Source organism: Flavobacterium sp. (assembly GCF_029242675.1).
Taxonomy (GTDB): domain Bacteria; phylum Bacteroidota; class Bacteroidia; order Flavobacteriales; family Flavobacteriaceae; genus Flavobacterium.
Window position 1 is genome coordinate 1 of sequence record NZ_JAQWTM010000032.1, and the last position, 14,347, is coordinate 14,347.

At 35.9% G+C, this 14,347-nt stretch carries 17 protein-coding genes and 1 pseudogene; 10 read left to right on the top strand and 8 right to left on the bottom strand.

Features of this window, described 5'->3' with window-relative positions; translation table 11 throughout:
- Positions 1-133 precede the first annotated feature (133 nt).
- Positions 134-631, bottom strand: coding sequence for a DUF456 domain-containing protein (locus P8M54_RS01105; protein ID WP_300284000.1), 498 nt, complete (start codon positions 629-631; stop codon positions 134-136).
- A 57-nt stretch (positions 632-688) separates the two neighbouring features.
- On the opposite strand from P8M54_RS01105, the gene P8M54_RS01110 reads away from it, so the two are divergent.
- Positions 689-1,060: a hypothetical protein gene (locus P8M54_RS01110; RefSeq protein WP_300284002.1), complete on the top strand. Its 372-nt coding sequence runs from the start codon at positions 689-691 to the stop codon at positions 1,058-1,060.
- A 43-nt stretch (positions 1,061-1,103) separates the two neighbouring features.
- Positions 1,104-1,580 carry a hypothetical protein gene (locus tag P8M54_RS01115; protein WP_300284004.1) on the top strand — a complete coding sequence of 159 codons (477 nt, stop codon included), beginning with the start codon at positions 1,104-1,106 and terminating at the stop codon, positions 1,578-1,580.
- 125 nt (positions 1,581-1,705) lie between these two features.
- Here P8M54_RS01115 and P8M54_RS01120 read toward each other — a convergent pair whose 3' ends face one another.
- Positions 1,706-2,803, bottom strand: a complete 1,098-nt coding sequence (locus P8M54_RS01120) for a glycosyltransferase (RefSeq protein ID WP_300284006.1) — start codon at positions 2,801-2,803, stop codon at positions 1,706-1,708.
- Complete coding sequence (locus P8M54_RS01125) at positions 2,800-3,744, bottom strand: lysylphosphatidylglycerol synthase domain-containing protein (protein WP_300284008.1); 945 nt, start codon at positions 3,742-3,744, stop codon at positions 2,800-2,802. Before P8M54_RS01125 ends, P8M54_RS01120 begins: the two co-directional genes overlap by 4 nt.
- A gap of 54 nt (positions 3,745-3,798) precedes the next feature.
- Between P8M54_RS01125 and ruvC the strand changes: the two genes are divergently transcribed.
- From ruvC to P8M54_RS01160, 7 genes are all read left to right on the top strand, one after another.
- Positions 3,799-4,353, top strand: a complete 555-nt coding sequence (gene ruvC / locus P8M54_RS01130; protein WP_300284010.1) for a crossover junction endodeoxyribonuclease RuvC — start codon at positions 3,799-3,801, stop codon at positions 4,351-4,353.
- A 69-nt stretch (positions 4,354-4,422) separates the two neighbouring features.
- Entirely contained in the window at positions 4,423-4,794 is a 372-nt protein-coding gene (locus P8M54_RS01135; protein ID WP_300284012.1) for a four helix bundle protein, read from the top strand.
- Between the two features lie 92 nt (positions 4,795-4,886).
- The gene (hemW, locus tag P8M54_RS01140; RefSeq protein WP_300284014.1) at positions 4,887-6,020 is read left to right on the top strand and encodes a radical SAM family heme chaperone HemW; all 1,134 of its coding nucleotides are present in this window, start codon (positions 4,887-4,889) and stop codon (positions 6,018-6,020) included.
- A 93-nt stretch (positions 6,021-6,113) separates the two neighbouring features.
- Complete coding sequence (locus P8M54_RS01145; protein ID WP_300284016.1) at positions 6,114-6,866, top strand: cyclase family protein; 753 nt, start codon at positions 6,114-6,116, stop codon at positions 6,864-6,866.
- Entirely contained in the window at positions 6,863-7,264 is a 402-nt protein-coding gene (locus tag P8M54_RS01150; protein ID WP_300284018.1) for a GNAT family N-acetyltransferase, read from the top strand. Before P8M54_RS01145 ends, P8M54_RS01150 begins: the two co-directional genes overlap by 4 nt.
- A gap of 12 nt (positions 7,265-7,276) precedes the next feature.
- Entirely contained in the window at positions 7,277-7,642 is a 366-nt protein-coding gene (locus tag P8M54_RS01155; RefSeq protein WP_300284020.1) for an MmcQ/YjbR family DNA-binding protein, read from the top strand.
- 71 nt (positions 7,643-7,713) lie between these two features.
- Complete coding sequence (locus tag P8M54_RS01160) at positions 7,714-8,406, top strand: PH domain-containing protein (protein ID WP_300284022.1); 693 nt, start codon at positions 7,714-7,716, stop codon at positions 8,404-8,406.
- Between the two features lie 208 nt (positions 8,407-8,614).
- On the opposite strand, the gene P8M54_RS01165 is transcribed toward P8M54_RS01160, so the two are convergent.
- The 3 genes from P8M54_RS01165 to P8M54_RS01175 form a co-directional block, all read right to left on the bottom strand.
- Positions 8,615-9,715 (bottom strand): DUF4407 domain-containing protein, encoded by a 1,101-nt coding sequence (locus tag P8M54_RS01165; RefSeq protein WP_300284025.1) that lies wholly within the window; start codon positions 9,713-9,715, stop codon positions 8,615-8,617.
- A 156-nt stretch (positions 9,716-9,871) separates the two neighbouring features.
- Positions 9,872-11,473, bottom strand: coding sequence for a phosphoenolpyruvate carboxykinase (ATP) (pckA, locus tag P8M54_RS01170; protein ID WP_300284028.1), 1,602 nt, complete (start codon positions 11,471-11,473; stop codon positions 9,872-9,874).
- A gap of 78 nt (positions 11,474-11,551) precedes the next feature.
- A complete protein-coding gene (locus tag P8M54_RS01175; protein WP_300284032.1) occupies positions 11,552-11,938 on the bottom strand; it encodes a DUF423 domain-containing protein in 387 nt (128 codons plus the stop codon).
- A 160-nt stretch (positions 11,939-12,098) separates the two neighbouring features.
- Between P8M54_RS01175 and P8M54_RS01180 the strand changes: the two genes are divergently transcribed.
- Positions 12,099-13,457 (top strand): saccharopine dehydrogenase C-terminal domain-containing protein, encoded by a 1,359-nt coding sequence (locus P8M54_RS01180; protein ID WP_300284035.1) that lies wholly within the window; start codon positions 12,099-12,101, stop codon positions 13,455-13,457.
- A 70-nt stretch (positions 13,458-13,527) separates the two neighbouring features.
- Here the strand turns inward: P8M54_RS01180 and P8M54_RS01185 are convergent, their stop codons facing one another.
- Together P8M54_RS01185 and P8M54_RS01190 are read right to left on the bottom strand one after the other, a co-directional pair.
- Positions 13,528-13,935, bottom strand: coding sequence for an energy transducer TonB (locus P8M54_RS01185; RefSeq protein WP_300284038.1), 408 nt, complete (start codon positions 13,933-13,935; stop codon positions 13,528-13,530).
- Positions 13,936-14,013: 78 nt separating this feature from the next.
- A pseudogene (locus P8M54_RS01190) lies at positions 14,014-14,347 on the bottom strand (regulatory sensor-transducer, BlaR1/MecR1 family protein); the annotation flags it as partial.

A 14,347-nucleotide genomic window follows, 5' to 3' on the forward strand; every position in this document is an offset into this window, starting at 1 on the left:
GACCAATGAAAAGCTTTCCATATGTTCTGAATTTATTCAGGAAATGGATGGCTTTTTTGATTAGTTATACTTTTGTTTGTCTTAAATTTATTGGGAATACTGTGTTTTGAAGTTGCATCGTTCTATAATTGGTCTAGAACAATAATGCGCTATTTCTCCAAACAACTGTGATAAACAAACCCAAGAATGTAACGCAAACCAAGAATTGGATGAATGTGGAGGCTAGAAACCCTACTAAAGAGCCGGTTGCAGCTTTAAAAGCTCTTGACTGATTTTTGGGATCGAATACTAATTCTCCAATTAAGGCACCAAGAAACGGACCAATTAAAAAACCAAAAGGGATAGGAGCAATTAATCCTACAACAAGTCCTATATTAGTACCCCAAATTCCGTATTTAGAACCTCCAAAATGCTTCGTGCCTTTCGCAGGGATGACATAATCTAAAATAGAAAGTACAATTGTAATTAGTAAGGTGATGCCTAAAATCCAATAATTTATAGGGATTGAAGTGCAATATAAAAGTAGTATACCTACCCAACTTATTACTGGTCCCGGCATAACTGGTAGAATGCTTCCTAATATTCCGATTAGCATACAAATAAACCCGAGAAGTAAAAGCAAGCTGTCCATAAGTTATTTTTTAGTAAATTTGATGTATAAAAGTAATCCTTTATTTCCGTTATACCGATGCAGAAAATACTACTCTTATTATCGATACTATGTCTTTCAGGTTCTACCTATGCGCAGCAGCAAGAATCAAAGACTTCTGATGACACCTTAAAGGAACAAATTTATAACGTTAACAAAAAGGTGGTTGTCAATTATTCCATGAAAGATTTTGAAATGCTTTTTTTGGAGTTTTTGAATATTAAAGGTGATCCCAGCATACACTTAACGAAAGAGGAGTTCTACAACTACACGATTAAAATTGCAGCATTCTCTGATCGATTGGCTAAGCTTTATCCCAAAGAGAAAGCAGTAGCCGAAGAAAGTAAAAAGAAGTGGTTTGCTGAAAGCTATGAAGAATATCTACTTTCGAAAGCCTCTCCAAAAAAATAATTGTATTTTTATACCCTAATTATTTCATTTCAAAAATAATCTCTTGAAGCATTTTTACTTTTTTATAGTACTCCTCTTTTTTAGTTCGTGTCACTATTTCGAAAAACCGGTGCCTTCGGAAAAAGAATTGTTGGAAAAGGAATTAAAAGCGATCAATTGGAAAGAAGTAGATGAATATCCCTCATTCGTAGATTGTGATAAACTCGATGATAAACCGGCGCGGCAAAAATGCTTTTTCGAGTTTTTAACCCAACTAATTCAAGAGAAATTAAGTGTAGATACCATTCAGTTATTGTACCCTGAGCTGGATACAATCGAGGTCAAAGTCACTATTTTTCCTAATGCTAAAATGCAATTTGAGCCACAATTCCCCAAGGATTCGGTTGCTTACAATACCGTTAAAATTGATAGCATCTTACGTGCTCGATTGGTTAATTTCCCAAAGGTAAACCCTGCTATTAAACGCGGAATTCCCGTAAAAACGCAGTTTGTCCTTCCGGTGATTCTTAAAGTCGAATAGTTTTTTGGAGCTATTTCCAGCTATACGTTGCAATCTTTTCATCAGCCTAAAAGGCCTGATGAAAAGGATTTCCACTCCTATCTGGGCTAAGAAAAAATAGTATTCCTATAGCTAAACCGTCTTACTTAAAAACGTCTACCTTTCCATTCGTATTTTCCAACAATCGAATAGAGCGCGACACTACTACTAAAAAAAGGATAAATTAGGCTGCCTAAAAAAAGGTACTTGGTTCTTTTTGAATTTAAAAAACGATCAGCTTGTCGAATCAGTACCCCATCAATCACCATTTTTAAAATGATAGTAGGCAACAGCAATCCTGCCGTTTTAAAATCGATTATACTCCAAATCATAGCAAAAATCCAACCCAAATTCCCCATAAAAACGCTTAAGGCTACCATTTTTCCATAAATACTTTGATAGGAATTGGTTTTGGATGCCCATCGCAGTCTTTGATAAAACAATGTTTTCCAGTTGTTCAAGGCTTGGGTAGTAACAATCGAGTTCGTGGATTTTAAATAATGGACCTGTTCGGGTGCTTTATTAATTGCCTTTTGAAGTAAAAAGACATCATCGCCACTAGCTATTTTGTCGTTGCCTTCAAATCCGTTTAATTCTTGAAACAATGATTTAGTGTAGGTAAAATTAGCACCATTGCACATAAAACCTTTATGGATTCCAAAACTTCCTATGGTAGCACCTTGCAAGCTCGCCATGTCCAGTTGCTGGAATTGATGCAAAAAAGAGTCGTTACAATCATAGGTCACCGCGCCTGCAATCATGGATGTGTTATGTGTCTGAATGTAATTGTCTAGAGTCAGTAGCCAATTTTTATTCACCATACAATCCGCATCGGTTGTAATGACCCAATCGGTTGTAACCTGCTGCATTGCGGTTAAGATGGCATCTTTTTTAGGAGAATTGGATGTACGTTTATTGTCAATTATCGAAACTCGAAACTCAAACCTCGGAAGTTGAAACTTTTGTTTTGAGTCATCATCAACTAAAAGTACTTCAAATAATTCTGGTTGGTAGTTTAACGTGGAGAAGCTCTCTAATAGTAGCGGTAAGTGCTTTTCTTCATCTCGAAACGGAACGATAATCGTAAATTTTGTCTTTGGCTTTAAGCCTATCTCATCATATATTTTTACGCTGCTAAACCCATAAATTAAGTGGGCTATGGTAGCGAAATAAAGGGCAAATATGATGAGTAGGAAAACGATCATGAGCTTTTTTGAGTTTTGAAATTCAGCACATAGTAACTGCCTATTAATACAGGCAAAACCACATTTAAAAACCACATTAAAGTCGATACAAAGATCACAATCCATTCGTTTACGCCTAATATACCAAAGAAAAATAGCGCGACACTACCTTTTACAGCAAAGTCTAAAAACTGAAAAGTAGGCAAGGAGGAAGCTAAGAAATAAACACTAGTTACAGCGGCCATCAAAGTCCAATACGGTATGTCAACATCAAATGCTAAGAATAAAAAATAGTACTGATGCGAGAAAACAAGGTAGCGGCAAATGCCTAACAAGATATTTTTTTGATGGATTCTTTTAGGGATTTCGTTAATCTTATCAATTAATTTAGCTATCGAATAGCCTTTAATGGTTATTTTTTTGATTAAGAATAGCAAAACAAATAACAGTACAAGCGCTCCAAACAGCAAAGCTACTGTTTGAGTGGCGATGACGTGAAATTGAGCGTTAAAGTAAACGAGTCCAAACAGACCTATGATTACCGTAAGCACCATTTGGATTCCGTTGCAAATTAGGTTCAGGAAAATCACTTGTTTTGTTTCTTGTTTGTCATAATACAAGGCTTTTCCAGCATATTCACCTACACCATTCGGCGTAAAAATACCAGCGGTTAATGCCGCTAATACTTGTTTTGTGGCTTCTCCCACAGAAATAGGTTTGATATGCGAGGCTAAATTTTGCCATTTCAGTATTTCAAAATAGCGATTCAATACACTTAAAAGTAATAGGAATCCAATTCCTAAAACCGACTTGTTTTTATTAAATTTAGTTATAAACTGTCCCCAATCTAGTTTGTCATTAGTAGCTAGCTGGTTGTATATAAAATAAAATGCGCCGCCTACAATCAAAACTTTGAGTAGAAGTACAAGGAAATGCTTAGTTTTGTGAGGAATCGAGATCATGAGTGCAAAGAAACAAAACTTTAAACTTTGAACTTTAAACTTTAAACAAATCTTTTGGCAAACGAACGCATCATATTAGGAATTGACCCTGGAACCACAATTATGGGTTTTGGGTTGATACGGGTTATCAATAAAAAAATGGAATTCATTCAATTAAACGAATTGCAGTTGAATAAAATGGACGACCATTACATGAAACTGAAACGTATTTTTGAGCGCACCATTGAGTTGATCGATACACATCATCCTGATGAAATAGCCATCGAAGCGCCTTTCTTTGGTAAAAATGTACAGTCTATGCTAAAGTTGGGTCGTGCGCAAGGTGTGGCTATGGCGGCTGGCCTATCAAGAGATATTCCCATAACCGAATATGAGCCTAAGAAAATTAAAATGGCGATTACCGGTAACGGAAATGCCAGCAAAGAGCAAGTTGCTAAAATGTTACAACAACTTTTAGGATTGAAAGAACTACCAAAAAACCTCGATTCAACCGATGGACTGGCAGCTGCTGTTTGCCATTTTTTCAATTCAGGAAAGGTAATTGGAACTAAAAGTTATACCGGTTGGGATGCTTTTGTGAAACAAAATGAATCACGTGTAAAAAAGTGATCAGTGTTCAAATCTTTAGTGGTCAGTCTAAGTATTTAAAAAATAACATTCAGTTTATAAAATGTAATTATGAGATTTCAAGATTTATTAGCCTATAAAAAATCATTTGCATTAGCAATGAAGATTTTTGAAATTTCGAAAGCTTTTCCAAAAGAGGAAACCTATTCGTTAACGGATCAAATTCGGCGATCATCTAGAAGTGTGCCAGTTACAATGGCTGAAGCCTATAGAAAAAGAATTTATCCAAAACATTTTTATAGTAAATTAACTGATTCTGACGGAGAAAACTCAGAAACACAAGTTTGGTTAGAATTTGCTTTGTCATGTAAATATATTTCAGAGGTTGTTTACGAGGAACTTATTTCTGAAAGTATTGAGGTTGGAAAACTAGTTAATTATATGATTTTAAATCCCGAGAAGTTTGGAGTGAAAAAAGAGTAGTTAGTACCTATAGCGGAATGCTAAAATTCTGCTTACTGAAAACTTATCTAAGACTGAATACTAATAAACTGATTACTGAATACTAAAAAGCAATGTCCGGAATCTACATACACATCCCTTTTTGCAAGCAAGCCTGTCATTACTGTGACTTTCATTTTTCGACTTCGATGAATAAGAAAGAAGACATGGTTTTGGCTTTGGCCAAAGAAATTCGCTTACGCAAAAGTGAATCGGCTGATGAGAATGTGGAAACAATTTATTTTGGAGGAGGAACGCCTAGCGTATTGACTTCAGCTGAAATTGATTTTTTAATTGCCGAAGTGTATGAAAATTATACGGTTATAGCAAATCCAGAAATCACCCTAGAGGCCAATCCTGATGATCTTTCTACAGAGCGAATTTTGGAACTTTCAAAGAGCAAGGTCAATCGATTAAGTATCGGAATTCAGTCTTTCTTTGAAGACGATTTACAAATGATGAACCGCGCACACAATTCGGCGGAAGCCCAAAAATGCTTAACAGAAGCCACCAAATACTTTGATAATATTTCGATTGACTTGATCTATGGCGTTCCCGGAATGAGTAATGAAAAATGGCGAAATAATATTGAAACGGCCTTGTCTTTCGGTATTCCGCATATTTCCAGTTATGCCCTAACGGTAGAGCCTAAAACAGCATTAAAAAAATTAATCCAAACCGGAAAAGTAGCCGAGCCAAATGACGAGGTGGCTCAGGAACATTTTATGATTCTAGTAGAAACGCTCGAAGCAAATGGTTTCATTCATTATGAATTGTCCAATTTCGGTAAAGAGAACTATTTTTCTAAAAACAATTCGGCTTACTGGTTGGGGAAAAAATACATAGGTATTGGACCTTCGGCACATAGTTATGACGGGGTTTCTAGAAGTTGGAACATTGCAAATAACGCAATGTATTTAAAAGCAATTACTGCAGATGCCTTGCCCAATGAAAAGGAAGTCCTATCCGAAGCAGATCGCTATAATGAATATATTATGACCGGATTACGTACGATTTGGGGTGTTTCTTTAAACAGAATTCAATCTGAATTTGGTCAATCGTATTTGGATTATTTGTTGAAACAAACCGATAAATTCCTTAAGGATGGTTTACTTTCAATTGAAAACGATATTTTAAAACCTACTAAAAAAGGAAAGTTCTTGACAGATGGGATAGCAAGTGATTTGTTTTACTTAAATTTGGAGTAAACGAATTAACTGCAAGGTTCGCAAACTGTTTTCAAGGGAAACCCAGTTTTGTAATCTTAGCGTAAATCTTACTGCCCTTTGGGGTATAAAATTATGATTGCAACTATAGAAAATTTTAAAGTAGATCTATCGAAACCACTAGATATTTCGATTCCAATCTCTAATACTGACTCCAATCCCATTGCGTGGTACATTGAAAAACCCGTAATCGAACCCGTGAAATTTGGGGAATGGATTGGTAAAGTGTCTTCGGGCATGTCTTCTACTAATTTTAATAATATCTTCTTTAATCCGCATGGTCACGGCACACATACCGAGTGTTTGGGGCATATTACGCGCGAATTTTACAGCATCAATCAAGCCTTACAACAGTTTTTTTTCAAGGCTGAATTGGTTTCGGTAACTTTAGAAAAAAGAGGAGAAGATCTAGTTATTACTAAAGAGGCAATTGAAAAAGCGCTGAACGGTCAATCTCCGGAGGCGATTGTTATTCGCACCCTTCCCAATGAAGAATCAAAAAAGTCAAGAAAATATTCCCATACCAATCCGCCTTATTTTGCGGAAGAGGCAGCACGTTTCATTTGCGAAAGCGGAATCCAGCATTTGCTAATTGATTTACCTAGTGTGGATAAAGAAAAAGATGAGGGGAAGTTGCTAGCACACAAAGCGTTTTGGAATGTCACGGATGTGAATCATTTGAATGAAGAGGCAAGGAAAAAGGCAACGATTACCGAGATGATTTTTGTTGATGAAACTATTAGCGACGGTAGTTACCTATTAAACCTTCAAATCGCTTCTTTTGAAAATGATGCTTCTCCTAGTAAACCGGTTTTGTATAAAATATGATAACGATTGCTACTGATAAAAGTAAGTTAGACGTTCCTTTTATTCAAAATTTTCTCAAAGATGTTTATTGGTCGGCCGGTAGAACGATAGCCGAGGTGCAAACTACTATCGATCACTCTTTTTGTTTTGGAATTTACTTAGATGAGCAGCAAATTGGCTTTGCTAGAGTAATTACGGATTATATTGTTTTTGCTTACGTTATGGATGTTTTTATTGATGAAAAACACAGAGGAAAAGGATATTCGTCAGATTTAATTCGTGCGATGTTAGAGGAGCCACAATTGCAACAGGTTAAAATATGGAGACTAGCCACTGCAGATGCTCATTTTTTGTATGAGAAATTTGGATTTGCACTTTTTGCTCGAGCGGAACGAATGATGGAAAAAGTGATTAAATAAAATGTTAGTGCAATGAATTTAGAATTGTTTTATGAATATTGCCTATCCAAACAGGGTGTTACTGAGCATTTTCCTTTTGATGAGGACACCATCGTTTTTAAGGTAGGCGGCAAAATGTTTGCTTTGTCCTCTTTGAAAAAATGGGAAGAAGGAACGCCAAGCGTTAACTTAAAATGTGATCCCGACCGAGGAGAAGAGTTGCGGGCACAATATGATGATATAGTACCCGGTTGGCATATGAGTAAGGTGCACTGGAACACGGTAAAGATTAATAATGACCTGCCGGATAATATGGTAAAGGAACTTATCGATCATTCGTATGAACTTGTATTTAAGAGTTTGACTAAGAAAATGCGAGAGGAGATGAGCAAGTTATAAAATTTGGTAGTACTTTTGCAGTGTAGGTCAATTCACTAAATTAGAAAGCATTGCTGTAAATTAAATTAAAAATGAAAGAACAAATTAAAAAGTTTTTAAACGAGGAGCAAGATCCTAAGGCAATCGAGAAAATCACTTCAAAATTGAATGATTTGATGATGAAAAATGAGGAGATAGGGTATATCGGGGTTCAAAAAAAGCCCGCAATTACTGTTTTTCCGGACAGCATTGTTTTAACCAACAAAAGAATTATTATTTGCCAACCTAGGAATCTAGGATTGTCAATGGATTTTATAGATTATACTTGGGATCAAATCGAAGCTACCTTTGTTAAGGAAAATATATTAGGGTCTGAATTTTCGTTTTCAACTAAAACAGACATGACCGTATCGATTGATTACATTCCAAAAACGCAAGCCCGAAAAATTTCGACTTATGCTAAAGAGCAGTTAGATATTTTAAAACATGGCGCTAATCAAGCTGCAGCTTCAAAGCCAATTGCGGCGGTTGAAGATGATGTTGAAGAAATTGAAACTGAAGAAGTAGTTAATTTTGCCGAAATAATGCCTGCTACAACTGATTTCAATACTCAAATGGAGGATGATACCACAAGTCTAGAAGCAATCAAAGCAGAAGGGTTTTCGAGTATGTCACAAGATGAATTATTTGAAAAACTACAAAATTATAAAAAGCTACTTGACAATGGCTTGATCTTACAAGGCGAATATGATGCTTATAAAAAAGAGATTTTAAGCCATATGTAAATAGCCTTAAAAACGATAGTCAAAAGTCTTAAAGAAGGAACAGCAGTTCTAACTTTAAGACTTTTGACTTTAAGACTTTAATCTCTCTGACCTATAAAGCTACAAACGTAAAAACTTTGCTACTCTGAACTAAGAAACTAAGAAACTAAGAAACTTAGAGACTTAGTGACTTTGCAACTTTGCCACTCTGTAACTCTGCCACTTCCCACTAAAGCGTCCTTTTCTGTTTCTCTACAAAATTAGCAGCCTGTAGTTCTAAAAGTTCCGTTGCTTTTTGGCGTTGTAAATCATATAGTTTTTTATCCTGAGCAATATCTTGATAGACTTTATCGTGCATTTGCGCACTTGTTTTTACTAACAAGTTGCGTTGGTATTTATCCTGCTCGATCGTTGCTTTTAAAGCGGTTTCCAAATCTTCTAGTTTAAAATCATACTCTCCCTTTGGCGAAAGCAACTTTGCAATTATTGGGGAGGTTTCTATAGCAAGAAACAAAAGCATGATAAAAAACGACGGTGCCCATGGCAATTTGTTCAGTGCGTTGATGCGAGCCATTAAGCCGTCAAATCCATCAATGATAGGCTGCGTCTCACTAACTTTTTTATCAAGATCTGTTTGTAAAGTTGCTGCTGTTTTGTCCAATTCGGCAATTTTAGCTAGGTTCTTTTTTTGCAGACTATCTAATTCTTTTTTTGCTAAGTCATGTTTGGCAATTTTCTCCTTAAATACGGGACCTTTGCCTAGTTTTTTAGTTCCAGCAGTTCCTTCTGCTTCGGTGATATACGTTTCGTATAACGTATTGACTTCTTTTTCTTTGGTGCTAATTTCAGATTTTAAAGCAGCTATATCTGTTTTGTTCTTGTCTAAATCAGATTTGAAGTACGTAGCTACTTCTTTTTTATTCGCAAGGGCCATGGCATTTTTTTCTTTAAGCAAGACCGTATTGATTTCTTTCTCGAAGATTTTAATTTCTAATGGTTTGGATATTACGATGGCAATAATGACGGCTAATATAATTCGGGGCAACGCTTGTAGCAACTCGCTCGATTTTTTCTCTCGTTTGCGAATGGTTGAAACGATGAATCGATCGAGATTGAAGATTAATAAACTCCAAACTAATCCAAAAGCAACTGCGGGATAGACGTTATCAAATACGGTAAATAAGGCATAAGCACTAGCTACAAAAGCCATAACAGCGGTAAAGAAAACAGTAGCGCCAATACCTACGAATTTAGTTTGCTCGCCTTCGGAGCAGTTTTCAAGAAGATCTTTGTCTGCTCCAGAACAAAGAATGAAAAATTGTTTTAACATGATGATGAATTTGATTTGATTGATGAGTGCAAATGTAACGCCAAAAATTAGATATTGTTGTATTATCTTGATTTGTTTTCAGTTACGGTTTTCATAAAACAAAAAAGAGCCGCTCCAGGAGGAACAGCTCTTTTGAAAATTGGAATTATAATTAACTTATGCGTTAGGTGCGCCTGCCATGATTTCAGCATTAGCAAACTCTTCGAATTTGGCAAAATTGTCTTTGAATTTTTTTCCTAATTCAATTGCTTTTTGGTCGTATAAATCTTTGTCTTCCCAGGTGTTTCTTGGATTTAGGATCTCGCTAGGAACGTTTGGACATTCTTGTGGAATAGCAATTCCAAATACCACATGATTTCTATAGGCTACATTGTCAAGTTCTCCATTAAGAGCAGCTGTAATCATAGAACGCGTATATTTAAGCTTCATACGGCTACCGGTACCGTATGCGCCACCAGTCCATCCTGTGTTGATAAGCCATACTTGTACGCCTGCATCTTGAATTTTTTTACTCAACATCTCAGCATATTTTGTAGGATGTAGTGGCATGAATGGTGCGCCAAAACAAGCCGAAAAATTAGGCTGTGGTTCTGTTACTCCTGCTTCTGTACCCGCAACCTTTGCAGTATATCCTGAGATAAAGTGGTAAGCTGCTTGCCCAGGCGTTAATTTAGATATTGGAGGTAAAATCCCAAAAGAATCTGCTGTTAGGAAAAAAATGTTTTTTGGGTTGTTACCAATAGATCCCGGTTGAATATTGTCGATATGGTCAATAGGATAACTAACTCTCGTATTTGGTGTGATAGAAACATCTTCAAAATCAACTTCATTAGTTCCTTCTTTGAAAATCACATTTTCAAGGATAGCCCCTTTTTTAATTGCTCTAAAAATATCAGGTTCGTTTTCCTCTGAAAGGTTAATTACTTTAGCGTAACAACCTCCTTCAAAATTGAAAACGGTATTTTCATTCGTCCATCCGTGCTCGTCGTCTCCAATAAGTTTTCTTTTTGGATCAGCAGATAAGGTCGTTTTACCCGTTCCAGATAAACCAAAGAAAATAGCTGTATCACCATCATCACCTACATTGGCGCTACAGTGCATTGGAAGGGTGTTTTTGTCAACCGGAAGGATGAAGTTCAAGGCCGAAAAAATTCCTTTTTTCATTTCGCCTGTGTAACCGGTTCCACCAATCAAAGCTACTTTTTTAGTAAAATCTAAAATAGCAAAGTTAGTCTGGCGCGTTCCGTCTACAGCAGGGTCTGCCATAAAACTAGGAACACACATTACGGTCCATTCAGGAGTAAAGTTTTCTAATTCGCTTTCTGATGGTCTTAAAAACATATTGTAGCAAAACAAGTTAGCCCAAGGTGTTTCTGTAATAACTCGTACATTCAAACGGTAATTAGGATCAGCACATACGTACGAATCTCTAACATATATTTCTTTGTTGCTTAAATAAGCGGCTACTTTTTTATAAAGAGCATCAAATGCTGAAGGTTCAAATGGTATATTTACTTTTCCCCACCATACTTTATCTGCAGTAATTGCATCTTTTACAATAAATCGATCTTGTGGTGAGCGTCCTGTGAATTCACCTGTGTTGATTGCTAGAGCTCCTGTAGAATTTTCTACTCCTTGTCCTAATGCAACAGTTTTGGCTTGTAATTCGCTGGCCGATAATTGGTAATGAATCTTTGCGTTTTCGATTCCTAAGTCAGTTAGCGAAATCGATTTCGTAAACGGTGTGTTATTATTCATAAAATTATGATTGAGTGGTTTAATTTATAATTGCAAAAATAGATATTATATTTTAGATACGATTTGAAATTTTTATTTTTATAACTTTTTCGTCCAATTTTGATAAATTAAAACGCACCAAGCTGCTATAAGTAAGCCTCCTCCAATAGGCGTTACAAAACCGATAACTTTAAAATTAAAGGCCGTAAGGTCGTTCGTCGCTAATAGATAAATTGATCCTGAAAATAGTAAGACGCCTAATTGTACCAAGATTAAAATGGATTTTTTGGCTTTGTCAGATAGGCTAGTTAGGGAGGGAATCACTAATAAAAATAGGGCGTGGTACATTTGGTATTTTACTCCCGTTTCAAAAGTGCTCAGTTGGTCTAAAGAGAGTACTTTTTTTAAAGCATGTGCCCCAAAAGCACCTAGAATGATGGCAAGAGCACCTAATATCGAAGCGGTAGTTAGTATTTTTTTTGTCATTGAGTTTTGAAATTCAAACAGGTTTACAATTTAAATCAAAAGTACTAAAATTTGAGTAGCTGCTCGGGTTCTACACTCGTTAAAAATTTTACAATCTTTTGGTTCAAGAACATTGTTATAAATGCAACAAATTTGTATGTTTGTGTTATAAATACAAATTATGAGACACATTTTAATTATTGGTGCAGGAAGATCAGCCTCTTCGTTAATTCAATATTTGCTGCAAAAATCGGATACTGAGAATGTACATCTTGTAATTGGAGATTTATCTTTGGCTTTAGCCGAAAAAAAAACAAATGGGCATCCTAACGCTACCGCTATTGCATTGGATATTTTTGATACAATACAAAGGAGCGAAGCCATAAGTAAAGCTGATATTGTAATTAGTATGCTTCCAGCGCATTTGCATATTGAAGTGGCGAGAGATTGCATTATCCATAAAAAGAGTTTGGTTACAGCCTCGTATATTAGCGAGGCTATGCAGGAATTGGATGCTGCTGCAAAAGAAAATAATTTAGTTTTCATGAATGAAATTGGTCTGGATCCGGGGATCGATCACATGAGTGCAATGAAAGTTATTGATGAAATCCGGGATAAAGGAGGTAAGATGCTTTTGTTCGAATCTTTTTGCGGTGGATTGGTTGCACCAGAATCCGATACTAATCTTTGGAATTATAAATTTACTTGGGCACCGCGCAATGTGGTTTTAGCAGGGCAGGGCGGAGCAGCTAAATTTGTTCAAGAAGGAACCTATAAATACATTCCGTACTGCAATTTATTTCGACGAACAGAATTCCTTGATGTGGAAGGATACGGTCGTTTTGAAGCGTATTCTAACCGTGACTCGCTAAAATACCGCTCGGTCTATGGTTTAGATGATGTGCTCACTTTATATAGAGGAACGATTCGAAAAGTAGGATTTTCTAAGGCTTGGAACATGTTTGTTCAACTTGGTATGACTGATGATAGCTACGTAATGGAAAACTCAGATACAATGAGTTACCGCGATTTTGTCAATTCATTTTTGCCGTATCACCCAACGGATTCCGTAGAGATTAAAACAAGATTAATTTTAAAAATTGATCAAGATGATATCATGTGGGATAAATTATTGGAACTTGATCTATTTAATAAAGATAAAATCGTAGGGCTTAAAAATGCTACTCCAGCCCAAATTTTAGAAAGGATATTGAATGATAAATGGACCTTGCAAGCTGATGACAAGGATATGATTGTGATGTATCATAAGTTTGGATATGAACTTAATGGAGAAAAAAAACAAATCGATTCAAAGATGGTGTGTTTAGGTGACGATCAAACGTATACCGCGATGGCAAAAACAGTAGGGCTGCCAGTTGCGATTGCCACTTTGCAGATATTAAATGGAAAAATTAAAACTCCCGGTGTGCAACTTCCTATTAACAAAGAAGTGTATTTGCCAATATTAAAGGAGTTAGAAGCATATGGTGTTGTCTTTAAAGAGGAAGCAATGCCATACTTTGGTTATAAACCAGATTGAGTTTTTTTAGTTTAGTTTTAGTTAAACAAATCCGCTAGTAGTGCAGCGGATTTGTTGTTTTTACTACTTTTTAACCTGCAGTTTCTATTGTTATAGGTAAACTATACAAGGTTCGAACAGGCTTATCATTTATTTTCCCAGCAGTCCATTTTGGGCATATATTCAGTACCCTTATCGCTTCTTCTCCAGTTCCATAACCAATATCTCTTAGTGTTTTGACATCAGTAATTGAACCATCTTTCTCAACGATAAAGGTAACGTAAACTTTTCCTTTTAGTCCTTGTTTTACTGGGGCTCTGTAATTTTCACCTACAAATTTATAGAAAAGCTCCATTCCTCCTGGGAATTCAGGATTCTCGGTTAGTCCAGCATTATTATAAACGGCGTTTTCATCTGCGCTTTTTACTTTAATATTTTTTTTATCAAATGGATCTACTACAAATTTGGCAGGTCCGCCTTTAGATAGTGCCTTTTCCATATTTTCAGTGGTAAAGTCTTCTTTTTTGTCGAGAATTACTGGAGGGACAATATGCTTCTCTTTAGAGGTAAGTTCTGATTATTTTTTAGTGGCAACTACTTTTCCGCTCTCATCCTTGATTTCGAAAATGGTTTTTTGATAGTAGTTTTCAAAAATAGAAAGTGGTCTTTTTGTAGTATTTTCTTGTGAAGTCGTTTTTTCTTGCGCTACTACTTTCGTGCAAAACGAAAATACGATTGCTGTCAAAATTGGTATTACTAGGCCTTTTTTGATAAGGCTTCTCGTGGTTGAGGTGTTTTTTGTCATCATAATTAATCTTTTTTTGGTTACTGAATAATTCAAATTACTGGCCAAGTAATAGGTTGGGTTCGCGTTTGCCTTGCTTATTAAAAGATTTTGGTAAAACGGAACA